The organism is Pseudomonas artemisiae, assembly GCF_057128685.1.
This window is the reverse complement of sequence record NZ_JBSKHS010000001.1, coordinates 24,788-45,919: the sequence shown is the minus strand read 5'-3', so window position 1 is coordinate 45,919 and position 21,132 is coordinate 24,788. Positions and strand designations below refer to the sequence as shown.

At 61.5% G+C, this 21,132-nt stretch carries 21 protein-coding genes and 1 pseudogene; 14 read left to right on the top strand and 8 right to left on the bottom strand.

The window, feature by feature from the left end; translation table 11 throughout:
• Positions 1-99: 99 nt before the first annotated feature.
• Both ACWKV4_RS00220 and ACWKV4_RS00215 read right to left on the bottom strand, forming a co-directional pair.
• Positions 100-1,812 carry a right-handed parallel beta-helix repeat-containing protein gene (locus ACWKV4_RS00220; RefSeq protein ID WP_483833763.1) on the bottom strand — a complete coding sequence of 571 codons (1,713 nt, stop codon included), beginning with the start codon at positions 1,810-1,812 and terminating at the stop codon, positions 100-102.
• A 45-nt stretch (positions 1,813-1,857) separates the two neighbouring features.
• Complete coding sequence (locus ACWKV4_RS00215) at positions 1,858-2,238, bottom strand: winged helix-turn-helix transcriptional regulator (protein WP_483833764.1); 381 nt, start codon at positions 2,236-2,238, stop codon at positions 1,858-1,860.
• Positions 2,239-2,323: 85 nt separating this feature from the next.
• Here ACWKV4_RS00215 and ACWKV4_RS00210 point away from each other — a divergent pair, with 85 nt between their 5' ends.
• From ACWKV4_RS00210 to ACWKV4_RS00195, 4 genes are all read left to right on the top strand, one after another.
• Positions 2,324-3,385, top strand: a complete 1,062-nt coding sequence (locus ACWKV4_RS00210) for an SDR family oxidoreductase (protein ID WP_483833765.1) — start codon at positions 2,324-2,326, stop codon at positions 3,383-3,385.
• Between the two features lie 111 nt (positions 3,386-3,496).
• A complete protein-coding gene (locus ACWKV4_RS00205; protein ID WP_483833766.1) occupies positions 3,497-3,940 on the top strand; it encodes a hemerythrin domain-containing protein in 444 nt (147 codons plus the stop codon).
• A gap of 22 nt (positions 3,941-3,962) precedes the next feature.
• Positions 3,963-4,931: an alpha/beta hydrolase gene (locus ACWKV4_RS00200; protein WP_483833767.1), complete on the top strand. Its 969-nt coding sequence runs from the start codon at positions 3,963-3,965 to the stop codon at positions 4,929-4,931.
• Positions 4,932-5,061: 130 nt separating this feature from the next.
• Positions 5,062-5,526 carry a hypothetical protein gene (locus ACWKV4_RS00195; protein ID WP_483833803.1) on the top strand — a complete coding sequence of 155 codons (465 nt, stop codon included), beginning with the start codon at positions 5,062-5,064 and terminating at the stop codon, positions 5,524-5,526.
• A gap of 21 nt (positions 5,527-5,547) precedes the next feature.
• On the opposite strand, the gene ACWKV4_RS00190 is transcribed toward ACWKV4_RS00195, so the two are convergent.
• Positions 5,548-6,696: a glycerate kinase gene (locus tag ACWKV4_RS00190; protein WP_483833768.1), complete on the bottom strand. Its 1,149-nt coding sequence runs from the start codon at positions 6,694-6,696 to the stop codon at positions 5,548-5,550.
• A 163-nt stretch (positions 6,697-6,859) separates the two neighbouring features.
• Between ACWKV4_RS00190 and ACWKV4_RS00185 the strand changes: the two genes are divergently transcribed.
• Complete coding sequence (locus tag ACWKV4_RS00185; RefSeq protein ID WP_483833769.1) at positions 6,860-8,170, top strand: MFS transporter; 1,311 nt, start codon at positions 6,860-6,862, stop codon at positions 8,168-8,170.
• 29 nt (positions 8,171-8,199) lie between these two features.
• On the opposite strand, the pseudogene ACWKV4_RS00180 reads toward ACWKV4_RS00185, so the two are convergent.
• Both ACWKV4_RS00180 and ACWKV4_RS00175 read right to left on the bottom strand, forming a co-directional pair.
• A pseudogene (locus ACWKV4_RS00180) lies at positions 8,200-8,301 on the bottom strand (hypothetical protein); the annotation flags it as partial.
• 89 nt (positions 8,302-8,390) lie between these two features.
• Positions 8,391-8,888 (bottom strand): GNAT family N-acetyltransferase, encoded by a 498-nt coding sequence (locus tag ACWKV4_RS00175; RefSeq protein ID WP_483833770.1) that lies wholly within the window; start codon positions 8,886-8,888, stop codon positions 8,391-8,393.
• A gap of 321 nt (positions 8,889-9,209) precedes the next feature.
• On the opposite strand from ACWKV4_RS00175, the gene ACWKV4_RS00170 reads away from it, so the two are divergent.
• The 5 genes from ACWKV4_RS00170 (at position 9,210) to ACWKV4_RS00150 (ending at position 14,457) form a co-directional block, all read left to right on the top strand.
• Positions 9,210-11,372, top strand: coding sequence for a PA5441 family protein (locus ACWKV4_RS00170; protein WP_483833771.1), 2,163 nt, complete (start codon positions 9,210-9,212; stop codon positions 11,370-11,372).
• Complete coding sequence (locus tag ACWKV4_RS00165) at positions 11,369-12,094, top strand: DUF3142 domain-containing protein (RefSeq protein WP_483833772.1); 726 nt, start codon at positions 11,369-11,371, stop codon at positions 12,092-12,094. The genes ACWKV4_RS00170 and ACWKV4_RS00165 overlap by 4 nt, the downstream gene beginning before the upstream one ends.
• Before the next feature lie 79 nt (positions 12,095-12,173).
• Positions 12,174-12,386 (top strand): ParD-like family protein, encoded by a 213-nt coding sequence (locus ACWKV4_RS00160; RefSeq protein WP_483833773.1) that lies wholly within the window; start codon positions 12,174-12,176, stop codon positions 12,384-12,386.
• Positions 12,383-13,177, top strand: coding sequence for a type I methionyl aminopeptidase (gene map / locus ACWKV4_RS00155; protein WP_483833774.1), 795 nt, complete (start codon positions 12,383-12,385; stop codon positions 13,175-13,177). Before ACWKV4_RS00160 ends, map begins: the two co-directional genes overlap by 4 nt.
• A gap of 482 nt (positions 13,178-13,659) precedes the next feature.
• Positions 13,660-14,457, top strand: a complete 798-nt coding sequence (locus ACWKV4_RS00150) for a hypothetical protein (protein WP_483833775.1) — start codon at positions 13,660-13,662, stop codon at positions 14,455-14,457.
• Between the two features lies 1 nt (position 14,458).
• Here the strand turns inward: ACWKV4_RS00150 and ACWKV4_RS00145 are convergent, their stop codons facing one another.
• The 3 genes from ACWKV4_RS00145 to ACWKV4_RS00135 form a co-directional block, all read right to left on the bottom strand.
• The gene (locus ACWKV4_RS00145; RefSeq protein WP_483833776.1) at positions 14,459-16,552 is read right to left on the bottom strand and encodes an ATP-binding protein; all 2,094 of its coding nucleotides are present in this window, start codon (positions 16,550-16,552) and stop codon (positions 14,459-14,461) included.
• Between the two features lie 194 nt (positions 16,553-16,746).
• Positions 16,747-16,992 (bottom strand): hypothetical protein, encoded by a 246-nt coding sequence (locus ACWKV4_RS00140; protein WP_483833777.1) that lies wholly within the window; start codon positions 16,990-16,992, stop codon positions 16,747-16,749.
• Positions 16,989-17,909 (bottom strand): NmrA family NAD(P)-binding protein, encoded by a 921-nt coding sequence (locus ACWKV4_RS00135; RefSeq protein WP_483833778.1) that lies wholly within the window; start codon positions 17,907-17,909, stop codon positions 16,989-16,991. Before ACWKV4_RS00135 ends, ACWKV4_RS00140 begins: the two co-directional genes overlap by 4 nt.
• Before the next feature lie 199 nt (positions 17,910-18,108).
• Here ACWKV4_RS00135 and ACWKV4_RS00130 point away from each other — a divergent pair, with 199 nt between their 5' ends.
• The 4 genes from ACWKV4_RS00130 to ACWKV4_RS00115 all read left to right on the top strand — a co-directional run bounded on the left by ACWKV4_RS00130 (position 18,109) and on the right by ACWKV4_RS00115 (position 21,084).
• On the top strand, positions 18,109-18,357 hold the full coding sequence (locus tag ACWKV4_RS00130; RefSeq protein ID WP_483833779.1) for a hypothetical protein: 249 nt from the start codon (positions 18,109-18,111) through the stop codon (positions 18,355-18,357).
• Between the two features lie 106 nt (positions 18,358-18,463).
• Complete coding sequence (locus tag ACWKV4_RS00125; protein ID WP_483833780.1) at positions 18,464-19,066, top strand: TetR/AcrR family transcriptional regulator; 603 nt, start codon at positions 18,464-18,466, stop codon at positions 19,064-19,066.
• A 126-nt stretch (positions 19,067-19,192) separates the two neighbouring features.
• Complete coding sequence (locus ACWKV4_RS00120) at positions 19,193-20,347, top strand: alkene reductase (protein ID WP_483833781.1); 1,155 nt, start codon at positions 19,193-19,195, stop codon at positions 20,345-20,347.
• Positions 20,344-21,084, top strand: a complete 741-nt coding sequence (locus tag ACWKV4_RS00115; RefSeq protein WP_483833782.1) for an SDR family oxidoreductase — start codon at positions 20,344-20,346, stop codon at positions 21,082-21,084. The genes ACWKV4_RS00120 and ACWKV4_RS00115 overlap by 4 nt, the downstream gene beginning before the upstream one ends.
• Positions 21,085-21,132 lie beyond the last annotated feature (48 nt).

Genomic DNA, 21,132 nt, shown 5'->3' with positions numbered 1-21,132 from the left:
CGCGCTGGTAGTGGCAGGTATCGTATTGGTGAGTGGGCATGAGTTTGTCGCGAGAATTGGGCGGGCGGCGCGGCGGTAGCGTCGAGCCGCCCTGGCGCTTCAGGTTGTCGAGCCGTCCGGGTGGGCGGCGGCCCCAAGCAGCTCGAGCGGCGCGCTGTGATCGGCGAACACAAAGGCCTTTTCAGTCAGGCGTGCGCCAAGGTCGCCGTCTAACGTCAGCTCGAACCGGTGGCCGTGTACGTCCGTGTCCAGGTGCTTTACGTAGGTGCGGGTATGTTCGGCATTGGTCACCACTTTCAAGGTGGAGCCATGGCCGTCGCCCAGCCCGGTAAAGCCCAGCCCAGCGAGGTTGATCTGGTCCTGCCCCAAGCCGAAGTCCACGATGCGGTCGGCATGGTTGGCCGTAGAGGTTCTGTAACTGTCGGTCAGCGAAGTGAACCAGAACACATCCGCCCCGGTGCCGCCAGCCAGCACATCGGCATTCCGCCCGCCGATCAGGCTGTCGTTCTGAGTGCCGCCTACTAGCCGGTCATGGCCCAGGCCACCCCATAGCAGGTCAGCGCCAGCCCCACCGAGCAAGGTGTCCGCGCCGGCTTTGCCGTTCAGAGAATCCGCCCCGGTGGTGCCTTGAAGGCGGTCGCCCCCAGCGCCGCCGTCGAGCATGGCGATCAGGTGGTTGGTGCCGATATGATCGCCACTGCCTTGCATTAGCGTGGTGCCCAGGCCCAGATGAGTGAACGTATTGCCGTACACCGAGTTATGGCCCTGCGCGCCATGCAGTTCCGCTACCCCGTAAGTACTCAGGGCGCTACCGGCGATGACATTGCCCGCGACGATGTTGTGGTCGGCCTGGTGCACTTTCCCCGAGGCGCCAAAGCGGTCGTCATAGGGCTGGATCTGCACCTCAGGTGATAGCCAGTGCTGGGCATTTTCGTGGATCAGGTTGTCTCGCACCGTCACGCTCGAGCCGCCATGCAGGCGCACGCCAGCGGTGCCGTTGTGGTGGATGTCCACGCCGGTGATATCCACGCCGGAGGCCAGCCGCACCATCACGCCTTCGGCGCCATTGGCGTAGGTTTCCCCGCCGCTGACAGTGATGTTGTGGGGGGAGGGGATGTTCTCGCTACCGCGCTGCACCATCACGCCAGCGCCGCCATTGTGGTGAGCCACGTTGTTGAGCAGCGCCATGTCATGAGTGGTGGTTACGATATTGAAGCCATGGCGGTCGTTGTCATAGGCCAGGTTGTTGCGGAACACACTGTCGACCAGGTAATCGGCCACAAAGCCATCCAGGCCATTGCCGTGGGCCACGCTGTTCTCGATCAGCATGTTGGCCGTGCGCTCGTGGGGGTCGAAGCCATAGCCGGAGCAATCGCGAATCTCCACGCCGCTGAGGGTCACATTGCTGTTTTGCCCTGGCTGGCCGGGCAAAAAGCCGTTGTACCAGCCGTCCACCTTGCCGGTGGTGTGGGCCCGGTTGCCGTCCAGGGTCAGGCCACTTACGCCAAAGTCGTGGGTAGCTTCCCCGCTGGCCGAGCGGATGATCCCGGTCAGTGCCTGATGAGAACCATCTGCCAGCTTGAGCACGGTGTCGCCCATGCCATCGCCCTTGATGAACACATTGCTTTTGATCATCAAGGCGCCGTGTGCGGGGCGGCCGTCGCCACTGACGATATAGGTGCCCGAAGGAATGTACACCTCGCCACCGCCAGCCTCTGCGGCCGCGTTGATGGCCGCCTGAATGGCGGCGGTGTCGATGGTTTTGCCGTTGCCGACCGCGCCGAAGTCTTTGACGTTGAATTGCCGTGCCATGTGAGTGATCCCTGTAGTTGTAGTTATGAAGTGAGCGGTTACCTGTTAGCGGCGCCGAGAGGTTGCCCGGGGCCGAAGGTCGTCCAGCGCGGGCGCGTTCTCGCGGGCCCAGGCATACACCAGTTCGATGGGTTCAACCAGCAATTGGCCAAGTGGCGTAAGGCGGTAGTCCACCGCTGGCGGGAGGGTGTCGTGTTCTTCACGCGTGACCAGGCCGCTGGCTTCCAGCTCTCGCAGGGTTTGAATCAACATCTTGCGCGAGATGCCCGGCAGGCTACGCTCCAGTACGCCACTGCGGGCTTGGCCATTGTGGCGGGCGTGCAAGCAGTGCAGCACCATGCTCGTCCATTTGGTCGCGAACAGCTCCAGCACGCGCCGTGGGGCGCAGTCTTCCAGCCATTGTTCTTCGTTGCTGCCAGCTTGCATGGGGGGTGGTTACCTTTTGGTGCCGACTTGGATCGACATCTTACCCCGGCTAAGGTGAGGGTTTCGTTATGGAGGGAAGTACACAATGACCCATCAAGCACTGGTTGTCGGCGCCAGCGGCATCGTCGGCAGCGCCATCAGCGACCTGCTCATCAGCCAAGGCTGGGAGGTTGCCGGGCTGGCGCGCAACCCACAACCCCGCGAAGGCTTTACACCTGTGGCCGCGGACCTGCAAAGCCCCGAGAGCCTGGCCCAGAGCTTGGCTGGCCATGCGCCTACCCATGTGTTCATCACCACTTGGGCACGCCAGGCCACCGAGGCAGAAAACATCAAGGTCAACGCCGCCATGGTGCGTAACGTACTCGACGCCCTGCGCGCTGCCGGCAGCGTGCGTCACGTGGCGTTGGTTACGGGCCTGAAGCATTACCTGGGCCCCTTCGAGGCCTATGGCAAGGGCAGCCTGCCACAAACCCCCTTCCGTGAAGAGCAGGGCCGGCTGGACGTGGACAACTTCTACTACGCCCAGGAAGACGAAGTGTTCGCCGCCGCCGAGCGCGATGGGTTCACCTGGAGCGTGCACCGCCCCCACACCGTTACCGGCGTGGCCGTGGGCAACGCGATGAACATGGCCACCACCCTGGCGGTGTACGCCAGCATCTGCCGCCACACGGGCCGGCCGTTCCGCTTCCCAGGTTCCGAAGCCCAGTGGAACAGCCTTACCGACATGACCGACGCGGGCCAACTGGCCAAGCAACTGCTATGGGCGGCCACCACCCCGGCCGCCGCGAACCAGGATTTCAACATCGTTAACGGGGATGTGTTCCGCTGGAAATGGATGTGGAGCCGCCTGGCTGAGTGGTTCGGCGTAGAAGCCGCCCCCTTCGATGGCAGCGTGGTGCCGCTGGAGCAACAGATGGCCAATGACGCCGAGGTGTGGAAAACCATGGCCGAGCAACATGGCTTGGCCGAAACCGACATTACCCGGCTGGTTTCGCCTTGGCACACCGACGCCGACTTGGGCCGCCCCATCGAAGTGGTTACCGACATGAGCAAAAGCCGCAAGCTGGGCTTCACGGCCTTCCAGGCCAGCGACGATGCCTTCTATGCGGTGTTTGAGCGGCTGCGTGGGTTGAAGTTGATTCCGTAAGCCTCGCCAGGGAGCGGTAGGGCATCAGGCCGTGCCGGAACGCGCTGGCCCCTTGTGGGTCTGAGTGCTGACTGTCGTGCGCCGCTCGATGTCCTGCCGAGGCCCTTACCCATGAATATTTTCGAAGCCCTGCGTGAGAGCCACGAGCGCCAGCGTAGCTATGCCGATGCCCTGGTCCAGACCCGGGGTGACAGCCCTGAACGCAAAGAGGCTTATCAGTTGCTCAAGGCCGAGCTTTACGCTCACGAAACCGCTGAAGAGCGGCACTTTTACATTCCTCTGATGGCCCACGACAACGGCCTGGACCTAAGCCGCCATGCCATCTCCGAACACCACGAGATGGACGAAATGGTCGAGGTGTTGGATGAAACCGACATGTCCAGCCCCGCCTGGCTCGCGGGCGCGAAGAAGCTCGCTGAAACCGTGCACCACCATTTAAGCGAGGAAGAGCACAAGTTCTTCCAGGCGGCGGGCAAGCTGTTAAGCGCAGAGCAGAAGCAGGCCCTGGCGGCCCAGTACCTGGCCGAATACGAGCAGCAACTGGCGCAAGCCTGAAGGCCTTAGCGGAGGGCACGCAATGACCTACGAACGCCCTTGGCCGACCGACCGGCGTACCCTGGCTCAAGCTCAGCGCTTTAATAAGAGGCTTGCCTGGCTGCCCAGGTTTCGCATGCGCAACCGCTTTGCACCCGTGGCAATCCAGGCACTGTTGAGGCTCGGGCAGCTCAGTGGCAACGTCAAGCTGGCCAAACACGGCTTGCGGGCCGAACACCGCAGGGTAGGCCCTGAGGGTGCTCAGGTACCCGTGCGCATCATCAGGCCCAAGGGCCCAGCCAAAGGCGTGGTGCTGGATATCCATGGCGGCGGTTGGGTGATCGGCAACGCGCAGATGAACGATGACCTCAACCTTGCCATGGTCGAAGCGTGCCAAGTGGCGGTGGTGTCGGTAGATTACCGGCTGGCCCCGGCTACCCCCCTCGAAGGCTTGATGGACGATTGCCTGCAGGCCGCGCGTTGGTTGCTCAGCGACGATTGCGATGTGTTCGCTGGGCTGCCCGTCATCCTTGTGGGGGAGTCGGCCGGCGGGCACCTGGCCGCCGCGACCTTGCTGCAGCTCAAGGCGTGGCCAGCACTGCTGGCGCGGGTTGCAGGCGCAGTGCTGTATTACGGCGTGTACGATTTTACCGGCAGCCCAAGCGTTCGCGCGGCGGGCCCGGATACTTTAGTGTTGGACGGCCCTGGCATGGTGAATGCCTTTCGCAGGTTGACTCCGAACCTGACGGAGGAAACACGCCAACACGCGCCGGTTTCACCTTTGTATGGCGACCTTACCGGCTTGCCGCCAGCGCTGATGTTCGCCGGTGACCTGGACCCTTTGCGCGATGACACTTTCCAGATGGCCGAGCGCTGGGGGCAGGGCGCTGAAGTGGAGGCCTACCGGGTCCCCTCGGCGCCCCACGGTTTTATTCACTTCCCGACCGCAATGGCCCAAGGCGTATTGGCCTACAGCCGGCAATGGATCCGCCAGCACATTAGCCAGTTGTGAAATGTTGTGAAATTTCTTCCCTGGCCGCGAATTGCTGTGAAAGCGCAGCGCTGAAGCGCGAAGGGCCGTGCTATCGTCGGGCCACTAACCTGCTTTACCCCACGCGCCTAACGTTCCAGGGAAGAGAGCCATGTCCAACACCGTAACGCCTACCGGTGGAAACGCCACCTCTGAGAAAAACAACACCGCGGTATTCGACGACAAGCTGAACATCGCCAAGTCCAGCAAGATCATCGCCGATTACATGAAGCAGACTGGCAAGGGCGCCATCACCGGCCAGGGCCTGGCCCAGCTGGCCAATGACACCTCGGGCAAGGTGCCTGCGGATGTATCGGCAGCGGCGGGCTATATGCAGCGCCACCCGGAGGTGTTCACCGCCATCGAAACCCATGACGTGGCGGGTAAAGACAACCTCTCTGGCAGCTGGAACTTCGACTGGGCGGCCAATGGCGGGCTTAACGGCACGCCTACCGATGCCATCGCCAAGATGCAGGACGTGTTCGACATGGCCATCGAAAAATCAGCGAAGATCACTGAAATCACCACTGGTAAAAAGGTGGAGCTGGACTCCAGCAAACAACGCCCCAGCAACTGACCCATCCGCGGGGCCCTGGCATTACAGAGGGCCTCGCTCACTGGCCACGCGCCACAGCCGAGCGATATCGGCCGCCCGCTCACGCAACAGCAGCGGGGCGTCCTTGCAGGCCTGCTCCAGGCTTATGGGCCCCGGCACCAAGGCAAAGGCCGCGCTTACCCCGTGGGCATACAGCTGCTCATAACCTTCGCCCAGGGTGCCGGCGATCACCAGCACGGGCAGGTTATAGCGCCGTGCCAGCTGGGCCACGCCAAACACTGTTTTGCCGCGCAGGGTTTGGGTATCGAAACGGCCCTCGCCGGTGATCATCAAGGCCGCGCCTGGCATGGCCCGTTCCAGGCCTGCCAGTTCGGCCACCACCTCCACCCCTGGGCGAAACCGTGCCTGCAAAAACGCTTTGGCGGCAAAGCCCAGGCCTCCGGCCGCGCCGCTGCCGGGCTCATCGCGCACGTCCCGGCCAAGGGCCAGGGCACAGTGGTGGGCATAGTGCGCCAGGGCGGCGTCCAACTGGGGTACCTGCTCGGCTGTGGCACCCTTTTGCGGGCCGAATACCGCCGATGCGCCCTGAGGGCCACACAGGGGGTTGTTTACGTCGGCGGCAATGTCCACGTGTACCTGAGCCAGGCGAGGGTCCAGTTGGGAGAGGTCGACCTTCGCCAGGCCCGCAAGCGCCAGGCCGCCGCGAGCCAGCGGCTGGCCTTGGGCATCCAGTAACCCAACACCCAAGGCCTGCAAGGCACCGGCCCCGCCGTCATTGGTGGCGCTGCCGCCAATGGCCAGGATGATGCGCTGGGCACCGGCATCAAGCGCGGCGCGGATCAACTCGCCGGTCCCAAAGGTACTGCTGGCGCAGGCATCCCGTTGCCCTGGGGGTACCAATTGCAGGCCGCTGGCTTCGGCCATTTCGATGATGGCGGTACGGCTGGCCGCCAGCCAACCCCAATGCGCCCGCACCTGGCCACCCAGCGGGCCCTGTACGCTATCGGTGCGCCACTCACCGCTACAGGCGGCCAGCACCGCTTCCACCGTGCCCTCGCCGCCGTCGGCCATGGGGCACATGACCAACTCAGCCTGGGGCCATACTTGCGCCAACCCCTGGGCAATGGCCTCGGCGGCGTCGGTCGCGCTGAGACTGTCCTTGAAGGAGTCCGGGGCGATGATGATTTTCATGGGTAGCGCGTATCCTTGACCAGGGTTGGGCTCAAGCCATTGCAGGCACGCACCGGCTTTAGCTGTGCGTACGTGGCCAGACACGGTAGGTTGTTCGTGTACAGCCTCAGGGTAAGCAACGTTACCCGTACCTTGCGAGAAAACATAATAAAGAGAGCACGCCATGTCACAGCACGCCGCACCGGCTTCTGCCAACGAGGATGCAAACAGCGCCGTCTATAAGCGCATCACCCTGCGTTTGATCCCTTTTATCTTCGTCTGTTACCTGTTCAACTACTTGGATCGGGTCAATGTGGGCTTTGCCAAGCTGCAAATGCTCGATGACTTGCACTTCAGTGAGGCCGTGTATGGCCTTGGCGCGGGGATTTTCTTCATCGGCTATGTGGCGTGCGGCGTGCCCAGCAACCTGGCGCTGACTCGGTTCGGGCCGCGGCGCTGGATCGCCTTGATGATGATCGTCTGGGGCGGGTTGTCCACCTGCTTGCTGTTCGTGACCACACCCACCCATTTCTATGCCTTGCGCCTGCTCACGGGGGCGGCTGAAGCCGGGTTCTTCCCAGGTGTGGTGCTGTACCTCTCGCAGTGGTTTCCCAGCTTTCGGCGTGGGCGGATCATGGCGCTGTTTATGTCGGCTATACCCGTTTCGGGCCTGCTGGGCAGCCCGTTGTCCGGTTGGATACTCAATCATTTTTCCGCGGGCCAAGGGGGCCTGGCGGGCTGGCAATGGATGTTTATGCTGCAAGGGTTGCCTACCGTGGTACTGGGCGGGCTGGCGTTTTTCCTGCTCAGCGATAGCTTCGCCAGTGCTCGCTGGCTCTCCCCGCAGGAGCGGGCGGTGCTGGAAACCGATCAAGCCTTGGACGCGCAGAGCAAACCGCCCACCGACCACAGCCCGCTGCAGGCAGTATTGAAAAACCCTCGGGTGTGGAGGTTTGGGCTGGTGTACTTCTGTATTCAGAGCGGTGTCTATGCCATTAATTTTTGGCTGCCCTCGATTATCAAGAGCCTGGGCTTCGGGGATAACCTGGTAATTGGCTGGCTCAGCGCCATTCCCTACTTGCTGGCCGCGGTGTTTATGCTGCTGGTGGGGCGCTCGGCCGACCTGCGCCACGAGCGGCGCTGGCACTTGGTGGTGCCTATGCTGATGGGCGCCGTGGGCTTGTTGATCGCGGTCAACTTTACCGCTACCCCGGTTATCGCCATCCTTGGGCTGACCCTGGCGACCATGGGCGCCTTGACCGGTTTGCCTATGTTCTGGCCTGTCCCTACCGCCATGCTCAGCGCCAGCGCGGCGGCGGGCGGCCTGGCCTTGATCAACTCCATGGGCCAGTTGGCGGGTTTCATCAGCCCGTACTGGGTAGGCCTGGTAAAAGACAGCACCGGTTCCACCGACCTTGCCCTGTACCTGCTCGCGGCGGTGATCGCGGCAGGTAGCGTGTTGGCGCTGCGGATGACACGAGCGTTGCGCCCCTGACCGCCTGGGTTACGGGCTGCACCCAGGCGCAAGAAGGGCTCGGTAACCCTAGGCAGGTCGGCCTCGCCGATGCCAGGGCCACGGTCTGCCACGCTGACACGCCACATCGTGCCGTGGCGGGTCAGGCTCACTTCGGCATGGCCGGCGTAACGGATGGCGTTTTCGATCAGGTTATGCAGGCAGCGGCTACGCCAGGGTAGTGGGGTCAGCGGCGCACGCTTCAAGCACTAGGTTTGATACGCGCCATGCAGAGGGCATCGGTAAATACACCGTCGCGTATGGCGTAGTCGCGCAACCGCCCTTCGGCCTCGAAACCGAACTTACGGTACAGGCCTTGGGCGTGTTCGTTGTCGGCGTATACGGTCAGTTCTACCCGGCGCAGGTTCATCCAGTTGTCCGCGATATCCAAAGCATGGGCCATCAACCGAGCGCCTATGCCTTTGCCTTGCCAGGCCGGCGCTACCCCCAGGTATACCGTGCCCACATGGCTTTGCCGGACGCGCGAATGTTGGTCCAGCCCAATATGGCCCACCACCTGGCCTTGGCCCATGGCCACAAGCTGAATCTGCCGCTCGCTGCCCGCCGCCAACCGCTTGCGCCACACCTCCACGGGTTGCCAAGGTAGTTGCAGCACCTGCCGGCAAACGGCCGGGGCGTTATACAGGTCGGCTACCCCTTCCACATGCCAATCGGAAAAACGCTCGACCTTAACGTCCATGCTCGAAGTCATCGCCTGGGTTTGGTAGCTGGATTCAACACAAGGCTGAGGTTGGTCGCGGCCAAGGCCGGCTGCTACGGTGCCTGCCTGTGCCCTGTAGCAGCCGAGCTTGCTCGCGACCGCCATACGACCGTGTTGGGCCTTTGAACGCTGAGTGGCCAGTATAGGGTAGTAGGAAGTTAAACGGCTATCCGGTGCGAGTATGTGCCGGGTTCAGTAGCAAGAGGCTTAAGGGCATTCAATAATGTCGAGTGCCTTGAACGATGCACGATACTCTAAGCCTCGCTGGACAAGCCTTAACGTATTCAACAAGGACCGTACATGCGTATCCGCTTTCTGCCCTCCTTTACATTGCTGATCGGCGCGCTGGGTTGTGCCCAGGCCCAGGCCAGTGGCGATGACACCTGTTACCCCGCCTGGTCGCCGCTCAAGCGTTCGCTGGATGTGTGCAACAACTTCGCCTTCCTGAGCCCGGGCAACGATAGCCGGGTAAACCTGCGCCTGCTGCTGGCGGACCGGGGCATAGCAGCCTTGGCACCCAATACAGTAAGCGCCCAAGACGTCTCGGCCGGGTATGGGCCGGTGCCATTCGAGGTGGCCAGGCTCAAGGGGGAGGGCGAAGAGGGGCCCAGTGATAACAGCGCCACCGCCCAGCTCAATGCCCGCCTGCAGTCGCTAGGCCTGAGCCGGAGCAACCTGGACACCGCAGGAGAGGCCTTTGTGCAAGGGGAGGGCAGCCGCTGCCGGAGCAATACCGATACCAGCGCAGATGCCTTTATCGCGCAACTACTGGCTACGCCCGAACTGACCGGCAGCGAGCGCCAAGGCCTGGCCCAGGCCCGTATGGCGTTACTGGCAGCCTGTGATTGGGCGCCGGAGCAATTGGCCGGCGTGCTGCCTGAAGGCTTGCAGACTATTCAAGGCAAAGCCTTCGCTACTTACCTGCGCGCGGTCGGGGATTTTTACAGCGGCCGCTTCGATGAGGCGCAGGCCGGGTTCCTGGCCTTAGGTAGCGCGCCACAGCCCTGGCTGAAGGAGGTTGGCACCTACATGCTGGCGCGCACCCGCCTCAACGCCGCGCAAAAGGATGCCTTCGATGAATACGGCGACCTTAAACCCACGCAGAACCCTGCGGCCTATGCCGGCGTGGCCCAGGCCCTGATCGATTACCTGCAAACCTACCCTAACGGCCAGTACGCCGCCTCGGCCAAAGGGCTGATGCGGCGCGTGCACTGGCTGGCCGGTGAGCAGGACCAACTGGCGGCGGACTATGCCTGGCAGTTGGAACACGCCAGTGACACGCAGCGCGGCGTACCGGTAGAGGCGTTGATTCAGGAGGTGGACAACAAATTGCTAAGTACCCCCGGAGCTACCTGGCCTACCGCCCTGCTCACAGCCGTGAGCGACCTGATGGCCATGCGTTCGGAGGGGCCACTGACGTTGACCCAGGCGCAGCTCAGTGCTCAGCAGAAGGTATTCGAGCAACAACCGGCGCTGTACGAGTACCTGCAGGCGGCCTATGGGTTTTATGTGAACAGCGACCCTGCCGCGGCCTTGGCACGGCTGCCTGGCGAAGTACCGGCCAGCCTGGACTACCTGGCGTTCAGCCAGCAAAGCCTGCGCGGTTTTGCTCTTCAAGCCCAGGGCGATTTTGCCGTCGCTCAAGCCTTGTGGCTGAGGTTATTGCCGTTGGCCCGCCAGCCTTTGCAGCAGGAGCAGCTCCAACTCAACCTGGCCATGAACTATGAGCGCGCGGGCGAGCTGGCAACAGTTTTTAGCGCGGACTCCCCTATTACAGCCGAGCAAGTGCGATTGATTTTACTGGGTAAGGTGGCCAGCGCCTCACTGTTGCGCCAGCAGGGCGCACAGGGCATCAGCGACCAAGAAAAAGCCACGGCATACTTCGCGCTGCTCTACAAAGCGCTCACCCGTGGCCAGTACGCCACCTTCGCCGACGACCTCAACGCGTTACCCACTGCCCTGGCGCAGGTAAAGCTCGACAGCAGCCTGGGCTACGTCTATGGCCCTGGGCAAAGCCTGCAACTGTTTCAGTGGTCTGGGGAACAGGCAGCGTCGGGCTACAGTTGCCCGAGCATTGGTGAAACCGCAGCCCTGTTGCAGGCTGATGCACAGTCCCCAAAAGGCCTGAATTGCCTGGGCGAATTTATTCTGCGTAACGGCTTGGACGGCATGCCGCTGGACCAACGCCCCAGCGCCGATCAACTGGGCGGCACAGAGCCTGCGTTCAAGGGCGCGGTATTTTCTCGCCTGGAGGGCTATCAGCAGGTCATTGGCAACCCTAAGGCTGAGCGTGACGATAAAGCCTACGCACTGTTCCGCGCGATCAACTGCTATGGGCCTTCCGGGTACAACAGCTGTGGCGGCGAGGATGTCGCTCCGGCGGTGCGCAAGGGCTGGTTCAAGCAGCTTAAGGGCACCTATGCCAACACCCCTTGGGCGAAGGCCCTGCAGTATTACTGGTGATCGGCAGAGCCTCATGGGCCTGGCTACTGTGCGGGCTTTTTGGGCTGTGCGCCGGCCCCGCCCTGGCTGCTGTAAAGGCTGAGGATTACAACGCCTTCTGGCTGTGGAGCGGCGTGCGCTCCCAGCCCGTGCTCCATGCGGCAAAAACCCTCTATGTGTTGCAAGGCCAGGTCAGCGCGCCGCGTAACGACGCCCAAGAGGCCAATCTGATTGCCCAGGGCATGAGTGTTGGGCGGCTGCCCCAGCCCGAGGTATGGATCGTGTACCGCGCCCACACCCTGTGCTGGCCCGAGCCGGTGTACCAACAGCTGTTAGGCCAGGTACGGCGCTGGCAGGCGGCGGGCAACGCAATCGTGGGCGTTCAACTCGACTTCGATGCCCGCACCCGTTACCTGCACGAGTATGTGGCCTTTTTGCAAAACTTTCGGCAGCGCCTGCCCGCCCAGTACAAGCTCAGCATCACGGGCCTGATGGACTGGGGCAGCCATGCAGACCCTCACACCTTGGCCGAACTCAAAGGCCTGGTGGACGAAGTAGTGGTGCAAACCTACCAGGGCCGTCACAGCATCGCGGGCTACGGCGCTTACCTGCCACGGCTGGGGCGTATGGCGCTGCCGTTCAAGATTGGCGTGATCCAGGGCGGCGAATGGCACCGGCCTTCCCCCTTGGAAGCCAGCCCCTGGTTTCGCGGCTATGTGGTGTTTTTGCAGAACAACCGCTAGTCGGTGCTGGTGACAGAAGGTTGTGTCTTTATATATGAAACATATAATCAAGCTATATGAATCGTATATGGATAAACCTATGGGCATCGTAAGCCTGGACGACGAACTTCACGATCAACTACGAAAGGCCACTAAAGTCTCCTGCCGCTCCATCAATGCCCAGGCTGCGTTCTGGATCAAGCTCGGCATGTTGTGCGAAACCAACCCCTCGCTGAGTTTCAACGAGATCATGCAGCGTGAACTCAGCAAGGCAGGGGTCAGCGCGCAGCCCTTGGCGGCGAACTGGTCATGATCAAACAACCTCAGGAATTGGCCTTGATGGCCGAGGCCGGTCGGCTATTGGCGCAGGTGTTCGAACTGCTGGATCGCACCCGCCTGATCGGCATGACCACGCTGCAGGTCGACCAGTTGGTCGAGCGTTATATCGTTGACGAACTCAACGCCCGCCCGGCCAGCAAAGGGCAATATGGGTATGGGTTTGTGCTCAATTGCTCAATCAACGAGGTGGTGTGCCACGGCGTGCCGTCAAGCACGCGGGTGCTTCAGGAAGGCGATATCGTCAACCTGGATATCACGCTGGAGAAGGATGGCTATATTGCCGACTCCAGCAAAACCTACCTGCTAGGAACGGTCAGCCCCGCCGCTGAACAGCTCGTACGGGTTACCTACGAAGCCTTATGGGAAGGCATCCGCACCGTTCGCCCTGGTGCCCGGCTTGGCGATATCGGCGCCGCCATCCAGCGGCATGCCAAGCACCACGGGTATTCGGTAGTGCGCGAGTACTGCGGCCACGGCATTGGCCGAGAGATGCACGAAGCCCCCCAGGTGCTTCACTACGGCAAAGCCGGCACCGGCCTGGTATTGCGCGAGGGCATGGTGTTCACCATCGAGCCGATGATCAACCAGGGCGAGCGCCACGTAAAAACCAGGGCTGACGGCTGGACGGTGGTCACCGAAGACGGTTCGCTCTCCGCGCAGTTCGAACACACCATCGCCGTTACAGCTGATGGGTATGCTGTGCTTACCCTACGGCCGGATGAACAGCCGCAGCTACATAAGGCGCTTATAGGCTTGACCCCGTAGGTACGGTCTTGGCCTCATCGCGAGATGGGTGAACTGCGCCGTATCTTCGCGAGCTGCGCTCGCTCCTACAATCGACAGACTCACCGTAGATGCCGTCTTGGCTCTCAACTCGCAAGTGGTGCCATACCTCTCGTAGCAGCAGGCCTTGGTGCAGTCGGGTCGCTGGCAAGCCAGGCTGCTACACGGATCCCAACCGCAGCCGGGCCACGCTAGCTTGGCGTCACGCGAGTACAAAAGCGGGCGGCCCCGTCCGTGGATCGGCAATTGGAAGCCGCCCTAAGGGCACTGGATAACGGTTTAACTTGGTCGGTAAAAACCAGGCACGCATACACCGGCGCAATAATGACAGGCCCTACACCTGTACTGCCGGGGCACCCCACATCAATCATTACGCACTCTTTACGCCTGAAGCCGCTCTACTACGCCGTTTTTAGGCTGATCTCGATAAAATGGCCACTCGTTTTTCAACATTTGGGTGCGCTATGAAACTTCCACTTGTCAGTACGTTGTCTTCGGTGGCTTTTACTCGCCCGGCCTTTGCCGAGCCCACCGGTGAGCACCCTAAGGTCGCAGATCAAACCCGCTCGGCTGGGTGGCATCGGCGTGAACAGCAAGGGCAGCAGAATCATGATTTACGCAGGGCGTTGGCCAAGGAAGCGCCCGACGCACAGCAAATAGCCGAGTTGCTCGCCGCGGGTGCCGACCCGGCTGCGGCATCCTTGAAACGCGGTGATACGGCGGCCCATGCATTGGCCCGGTCACCCAGCGTATCTAGCGAACAGGCAACTGCCATATTGGCGCAGTTGGTGGCTCATGGCATGAAGGATTTGCGTGCCAGCAACGCCCAAGGGAACACGCCCCTGCATGTGGCCCTCGACAGCCAAAGTGAAGTCGCCATGGCGCTTTTGGCCCAAGGGGGGTATTCCAACAAGCGCAACCTGCATGGCCAGGCCGTGAGCGACCTCGCCCAGGCTAAGTTGGCGGATGCACGTACTACCGCGCTGTTTAGCTACAAGGCGGCGCAGCTTAAAGAGGCTAACCCTGCTCAACCGGTACTACAAGCCTACCAGTTGGCCAAGCGCCTGGATGAGGCTGTGAAGCAGGCGGGGGTCAAAGACAGTACACGGCCCAGGGTACATTTTGCCCAAACGCCATCGTTAGGCGCGGCTGCCCGGGTGGTGGAACTGGAACGGCAGTTGGCCCGGGCGCAGCGGTTGATCGAAACGCAAAATGCCAAAATCGCCGAGCTGCAGCCCTATGCCCCAGGCCCCTCGCGTTGAGTTACAGCACCATTTCTTTGATCAACTCATCAAGCTTGGCCAATTCGAACGGCTTGCGCAGCATCATCGCGCCTGAGATGGCGTCCAGCGCCAGCGTATCGGAGTAGCCGCTGATAAAAATAATAGGCAGCGCAGGCACTATCAACCGGGCTTGGCGCGCCAGCTCCGCGCCATTCATCTCAGGCATCAGAAAGTCAACGATGGCCGCCGCACAAGGGGTGTTATGGAGCAAGCTCAAGGCCTTGCTGCCACGGTCCACCTCCAGCACCTCGTAACCTCTGGCGCGCAGGCCGTCCACTAATACGCTACGCACTGCATCGTCATCATCCACCACCAGCAGCGGGTGGGTGGGCCGTGCCATGGGCCCTTCGACCGGCTTGAGTTCTGGCAGAGTATGTACTTGCCGTGGCGCGGTTCCCGCAGGCAGTAACAGTTCGAAGGTCGAGCCCTGGCCTTGCTCGCTGGTGATCTTCAAGTCGCCACCACACTGGCGGCACAACCCATACACTTGGGCTAGCCCCAGGCCGGTACCACGGCTGGATTCCTTGGTTGTGAAGAAGGGTTCACAAGCTTTGGCCAACACCTCGGGAGCCATACCGGTGCCGGTGTCCGAAACCTTGATCGAAACCATCGGGCCTTTTTCCGATGCTGCCGCCGGGGCGCAGACCACAGTAAACCAGCCTCCTTCCGGCATGGCATCCCGGGCATTGAGGGCCAGGTTCAGAATGGCCATCTCCAGTTGCAACGGGTCGGTGCTTGCCAATAGCCCTGCTGGCGGCGGCCGCATCTCGATATTGATATGCGGCCCCAGGGCGTTACCCACCAGCTCAACCGCGGCGGACATGGTTTCTGAGAGGTCTACGTTGGAGATGTTCAACCGCTGGGTACGGGAGAACGCCAGCAACTGGCCAGTGAGGCGAATGCCTTTGTTGGTGGAGAGGCTAGCCCGGTCTACGTATTTGAGCGCCTTGGCATTGCCCTCAAGGTGGCGTTGCAACAGTTCCAGGTTTCCTGAAATGCCCATCAGCAGGTTATTGAAGTCATGGGCGATGCCCCCGGTGAGCTGCCCCACGGCCTCTAGCCGCTGGGCCCGATTCATGGCTTGTTCAGCAGCGATGCGTTGGGCGGATTCAAGCTCAAGCTCCGCCCGTTTTGCCTCTAGCTCCAGTTCAAGCCGCTGGCGGATCATGTTTTCCAGGCGGTGCTGCTCATGCCGCTGTCGATCTAGCCGCGCCGTAACCCGGCCCTCTCGAACCACCAATATCACCAAGGGCAGAAATACTGCGGCCACTACCAAGGCTAGTGCCGCGGGTGGGCCGATCAGGCTACGATCGACCGCCAACAACAACAGCCAGCCTATAAAGGGCAGCAAACCGGTGAGCAGCAGTTGGCGTCGCGTCAAGGCGCCCGCGCGATTGCTCATGGTCACGACGCTCAGCCAGCCGTGCTCGGCCTGGCGCAGCATCATCGAAAGGGCCAGGCAGATCAGCGCTAAGGCGGTATGGAGCGCCATGGTGTTGAAAACAGAGACGGTGTAATGGTCACGTACGCCATACGCATAGCCCAACAGGCCGATACCCGCGATGCATAACCCTATCAGCGCCAGTACATCACAGGCCTTATGGCGGTTTAGAAGGTGGGCGATACGTGCCAATGCCAGCAATGCCAGGCAGGTGGCCGTGGCAGGGGACATGCGCCCAGGCGGCACGGAAGAGCCAGGCTTCAGCCCCGCGGCAACGCTTACGCTCAATACGTCACCTCCGGCAGCGAAGTGCGCGGTTAATACCGCCGCCGCTATGCCACCGCAGAGCAAGGTCAGCGCCCATGCCATGCGCATATAACGCGAGGTCAGCGTTGAAAGCGCAAGGGCCAACAGCGCAATGGCGGTGAGAAAGGACATGCCCATCAGGCCTGGAAACAGCCGTTCGAGGAATTGCATGCCGAAAGCGTACTCACTCAAGGCAACTACACTCACGGCGATGGCCAGCCAGGACAACAGCGTGGCGAACCCTTTGGTCAATTCCTCGGGGTTCATCTGGTGCAACCAACCTGTGGCTACCACAGTGCGAGCATTATGTTCTCTGGGTTCGGGCATAGGCTCGGGCCTGGGCATTAAAGGCATACATGCCCGCGAGGCCGCCGGCAGTAAAAACGATTCACGCACCCCAGCAGGGTGAGCTGCCGGAGGCCACTGAATCTACCGCACTTTGAAACAATAAGCTGACTATTGGTTCAACCGCTCAAGTACGGTAGGCGTGCCAGCGGTATCAACGCAGCAGGCGAAAGGTCTCACGCACATGCCTGGTGAGCGTTGCCGGGCTTTCCATGGCGGCGAAATGGCCGCTGTGCTCGGCTTCGGCAAAAAATCGCGTCCTGGAACAGCGCATACACCCATGCCGCCAGGCCGGCGGGGGAGTCCGCGAGGGCAAAGCCTGCCGATTGGGGCCGGGCGCTCTGCGTCTTCATATAACCGGAAACCTCTCGCTCGTAGCGTTGAGCATTAACCAATATGCGCTGCTCGATACGGTCGGTCACAGGTTGATTCCTTGCACATGGGTACGGGCCAGTGTGTCGCGCACGGATGCCCATTCACGTTGGCCATAGCGGTCGTTATCCAGGTTGAGCAGCTTGCCGCGGCCACTCATCATGTCTCGCAAATATTGCATGCCCTGCCAGGCAGGGAAGGGCTTGTCACTGGCAGGCGTGAGCGCGCGCACCACGCCGATAAGGCTAGACAGCGCGCCGATATTCCCAGGGCGCAGCGTGCGGTAGGGCTGCCCGGTTAGCTCGGTGAGGGTGCTGGCGATCTGCGCCGGCGACACGCTATTACCGGCAATACGCAGAAAGCGCGGCGTGTAAGGGTCACGCGCGGCATCGGCGGTAAAGGCTGCTACGTCGTTCTTGGCGGTAAAATCCAACAGCTGTTGTGCATCACCGAAGTGCAGGACTCGGCGCCCGGGCAGCACAATAGGCGCGTCGCCTTCCAACAGTTCCAGGAACCCGCCATTGAGGATGGACGTCACGTTGATGTCCGCCGCATCAAGCTGGGTGGCAAAACGCCGGCGCAGGTCCATGTTGCGATTGTCGCCAGGGCGGGTGCGGGTGTAGTCCAGTGAGTAATCCGAAGGAATGAACCTGGGTACCCCAGCGGCCACCGCGGCCGCCAACAGCCTGCCCTGCTGCTCGATGATCACCTCTTCCAAACCGTTGAGGGTAGACACCACGCAACCGGCGCCAGCCACGGCGCGGCGTAGGCCCTGAGCATCCTCCAAGGAGACTGTTATGACCGTAGTGCTGGCGCTGCGCAGGCCGACTAGCCTTTTCGGGTCGGTGCCTGGCCGAACCAGCGCTACCACTCGGGCACCGCGCTCTGCCAGCGCTCGTACTAGGCGGTGGCCCAAATCCCCTGTAGCGCCAGCAACCACAATGGGTAAAGCGGTGGTCTGGTCCATGAAGCATCCTCTTCACTGGTAGGCTGATCGGCGGCAAACCTTGCCTGCGTTGACTGGTAAGACACTGTTAGCTGTGCACCGTGCCGGCTTCGTTTATACCTGCCAGGTCAACGCGGAGGCCGAAGCGCCTTACAGCGCTGCGTCTGAACTGTGGCGCCCTGGCGAGGCCTTAGTGTGATGACCCACTGAGGAGATTTACATGAGCACTGATTCGAACAACCACGAAGAGACTGATCGCTTCCAGGGTGAAGTCGCCGCGCAGCTGGGCATTACCCCGGAAGAGCTTAAAACCTGGATGATCAACGACATTGAGCGGGTGACCGAGGGCGGTAAAGACGTAGGCCATATGGTGGTGTTTCGCGAATCCACTCCAGATGAGGTGCTGGACAAACTCCAGAACAAGCAAAGCAAGTTCACCGCCATGACTGGCGTGATCCCTCACGAGTAAGGCGGGTGGGGCCTGCACGCGGCCAGTGGGCCCCTTAGCTAGCGAGCCAACCTAAGCTAGCATTAAATCTCTAGACGACTGGTCTAATCGCTGTTAAGGTAGCCGCATGAAAACACCTGCCACCCAATCCGATGTGCGCGAAAGCATACTTGCCCATGGCCAGCGGATCATGGCTGGGAAGGGGTTTTCCGCCGTGGGTATCAATGAAATCCTCACTGCGGCCAGTGTGCCTAAAGGCTCGTTCTACCATTATTTCGGTTCGAAGGACGCCTTCGGCGAAGCATTGTTAGAGGCCTATTTCGAGGATTACCTCGCGGAAATAGACGCTATCCTACAGGCCCCAGGGTTGGGCATGGCCGAGCGGGTGCTTAAGTATTTCGAGAACTGGCAGGTTAATCAGTCATTCCTGGAGTGCCAGGGCAAATGCCTGGTGGTGAAGCTGGCGGCAGAAGTCGCCGACCTGTCCGAAGCCATGCGCCTGTCGCTCAAGCGTGGTACCTCTGCCGTCAGCGACCGCCTGGGCCAGGCCATCGAGCGCGGTATGGCGGAGGGGGCTCTGCACTTGCCTGGGGAGCCCTATGCCGCTGCCCAGAGCTTGTATCAACTGTGGCTAGGGGCCAGCGTTATGGTAAAGGTTCACCGTAGTACTGTGCCTTTCGACACTGCCATGGCCATGACCCGACAGCTGTTGGGCCTGCCAACGTTATAAGCGCTACCCACGAGCACCTGACAGCAGGTGCTTTTTAAGGATCACGCTATAGACGACCGGTCTAATCAAGAGATCGGCACCAGTTAGCACCGACCACCTTACCGTTTTGCACACAGGACACTGTTCATGAACCACTCCCCACTCTTTACCCCCGTTACCCTGGGGCATCACACCCTTAAAAACCGCATCGTACTGCCACCGCTAACCCGTCAGCGCAGCCGCCAGCCGGGCGACGTGCCAACCGACCTGATGGCCCTTTACTATCGGCAGCGTGCAAGCGCTGGTTTCATGGTCAGTGAAGGCACCCAGATCGAACCTCGCGGCCAGGGTTATGCCTGGACGCCTGGCATCTACAGTGCCGAGCAAACCGAAGGCTGGCGCCACGTGACCCAAGCCGTACACGCCGAGGGTGGCGTGATCTTCGCGCAACTTTGGCATGTGGGCCGGGTTTCCCATACCGCCTTGCAGCCCGATGGCAAGGAGCCGGTGGCGCCTTCGGCGATACAAGCGCTGAATGTCAAAGCCTTTATCGAAACCAGCCCGGGGGCTGGTACGCTGGTAGAGCCTTCGCCACCCCGCGCCCTGACGCCTGATGATATCCGTGAACTGGTATGGCAATACGCTCAGGCAGCGCGTAATGCCATCGCCGCCGGCTTCGACGGTGTGGAAATTCATGCCGCCAACGGTTACTTGGTCAACCAGTTCATTTCGGCCCAGGCCAACCAGCGCACGGATGAATACGGGGGCTCGCTACAGAACCGGCTGCGCTTCTTGCGCGAAGTGGTTCAAGCCGTCACCGAAGCGGTAGGCGCCAAGCGCGTAGGTGTTCGGTTCAGCCCACTGTTCAGCAGCACCGACCAAGACCGCGTATACATCGGTTTCGTCGAGGACGACACTCATCACACTTACCTCGAAGCGATCAAGGTGTTGGAGGAGGCGGGTATCGCTTACCTGTCCATCGCCGAAGCAGACTGGGATAACGCCCCCGACCTGCCCTTGAGCTTCCGCCAGGACGTACGCAGCACCTTCAGCGGCCGGATCATCTACGCCGGGCGCTACACCGCCGAACGTGGCGAGCGCCTGTTGGAAGCGGGCCTGGCTGACCTGATCGCCTTCGGCCGCCCCTTTATCGCCAACCCTGACCTGCCTGCGCGCATCGCCAATGGCTGGCCACTCAATGACACCGACCCTACCACCATGTACGGCGGCACCGAGCAGGGCTACACGGACTACCCGGTGTACACGCCCGCCACGTCTACTGAACTGGAGAAAACCTCATGAGTACAGGTATCGAGAATAAAGTTGTATTGATCACTGGCGGCAGCACTGGCCTGGGTGCTGAAACCGCCCGCCTGCTGGCGGCCCGTGGCGCCAAGGTGGCCATCGCCGCCCGCCGCAAGAGCAAGCTTGATGACGTGGTTAGCCAGATTGAGCAAGACGGCGGCCAGGCCCGCGCCTATACCCTGGATGTGACCGACAAGCACCAGGTCGAAACCGTGGTAGCGGCCGTGGTCGCGGATTTTGGCCAGATCGACGTGCTGATCAACAACGCCGGGATCATGCCCATTCGGCCCATGGCCGAGGTCAATACCGATGAGTGGGACGCCATGATCGACGTTAACCTCAAGGGCACGCTCTATGGCATCGCGGCCGTACTGCCACGCTTCACCGCGCAGAACCACGGCCATATCATTAACCTGAGTTCCGTAGCGGGCATCAAGGTGTTCGCGCCCGGTGGCACTGTTTATTCAGGTACCAAGTTCGCCGTGCGGGCCATTTCCGAAGGCCTGCGGCAGGAAGTGGGCGAGCACATCCGCGTGACGTCCATCGAGCCCGGTGCCGTGGACAGCGATCTTAAACACAGCACCTCCGGTACCGCCAAAGAGACGGTACTGGACTTCTACAAGAGCGCCATTCCCGCCGCCTCCGTGGCACGGGCCATCGCCTTCGCCATTGAGCAACCGGCGGATGTCGATATCAACGAAATCGTGCTGCGGCCTACTCGACAGGCGTTTTAACCCAAGCACGGTGGCCTGTTCGGTTGCAGGCCATCCAGCTGTAGGAAC

Coding starts and splice junctions, on each gene's coding strand:
- ACWKV4_RS00220 (WP_483833763.1), bottom strand. CDS start 1,812: ATGGCACGGCAATTCAACGTCAAAGACTTCGGCGCGGTCGGCAACGGC.
- ACWKV4_RS00215 (WP_483833764.1), bottom strand. CDS start 2,238: ATGCAAGCTGGCAGCAACGAAGAACAATGGCTGGAAGACTGCGCCCCA.
- ACWKV4_RS00210 (WP_483833765.1), top strand. CDS start 2,324: ATGACCCATCAAGCACTGGTTGTCGGCGCCAGCGGCATCGTCGGCAGC.
- ACWKV4_RS00205 (WP_483833766.1), top strand. CDS start 3,497: ATGAATATTTTCGAAGCCCTGCGTGAGAGCCACGAGCGCCAGCGTAGC.
- ACWKV4_RS00200 (WP_483833767.1), top strand. CDS start 3,963: ATGACCTACGAACGCCCTTGGCCGACCGACCGGCGTACCCTGGCTCAA.
- ACWKV4_RS00195 (WP_483833803.1), top strand. CDS start 5,062: ATGTCCAACACCGTAACGCCTACCGGTGGAAACGCCACCTCTGAGAAA.
- ACWKV4_RS00190 (WP_483833768.1), bottom strand. CDS start 6,696: ATGAAAATCATCATCGCCCCGGACTCCTTCAAGGACAGTCTCAGCGCG.
- ACWKV4_RS00185 (WP_483833769.1), top strand. CDS start 6,860: ATGTCACAGCACGCCGCACCGGCTTCTGCCAACGAGGATGCAAACAGC.
- ACWKV4_RS00175 (WP_483833770.1), bottom strand. CDS start 8,888: ATGGACGTTAAGGTCGAGCGTTTTTCCGATTGGCATGTGGAAGGGGTA.
- ACWKV4_RS00170 (WP_483833771.1), top strand. CDS start 9,210: ATGCGTATCCGCTTTCTGCCCTCCTTTACATTGCTGATCGGCGCGCTG.
- ACWKV4_RS00160 (WP_483833773.1), top strand. CDS start 12,174: ATGGGCATCGTAAGCCTGGACGACGAACTTCACGATCAACTACGAAAG.
- map (WP_483833774.1), top strand. CDS start 12,383: ATGATCAAACAACCTCAGGAATTGGCCTTGATGGCCGAGGCCGGTCGG.
- ACWKV4_RS00150 (WP_483833775.1), top strand. CDS start 13,660: ATGAAACTTCCACTTGTCAGTACGTTGTCTTCGGTGGCTTTTACTCGC.
- ACWKV4_RS00145 (WP_483833776.1), bottom strand. CDS start 16,552: ATGCCCGAACCCAGAGAACATAATGCTCGCACTGTGGTAGCCACAGGT.
- ACWKV4_RS00135 (WP_483833778.1), bottom strand. CDS start 17,909: ATGGACCAGACCACCGCTTTACCCATTGTGGTTGCTGGCGCTACAGGG.
- ACWKV4_RS00130 (WP_483833779.1), top strand. CDS start 18,109: ATGAGCACTGATTCGAACAACCACGAAGAGACTGATCGCTTCCAGGGT.
- ACWKV4_RS00125 (WP_483833780.1), top strand. CDS start 18,464: ATGAAAACACCTGCCACCCAATCCGATGTGCGCGAAAGCATACTTGCC.
- ACWKV4_RS00120 (WP_483833781.1), top strand. CDS start 19,193: ATGAACCACTCCCCACTCTTTACCCCCGTTACCCTGGGGCATCACACC.
- ACWKV4_RS00115 (WP_483833782.1), top strand. CDS start 20,344: ATGAGTACAGGTATCGAGAATAAAGTTGTATTGATCACTGGCGGCAGC.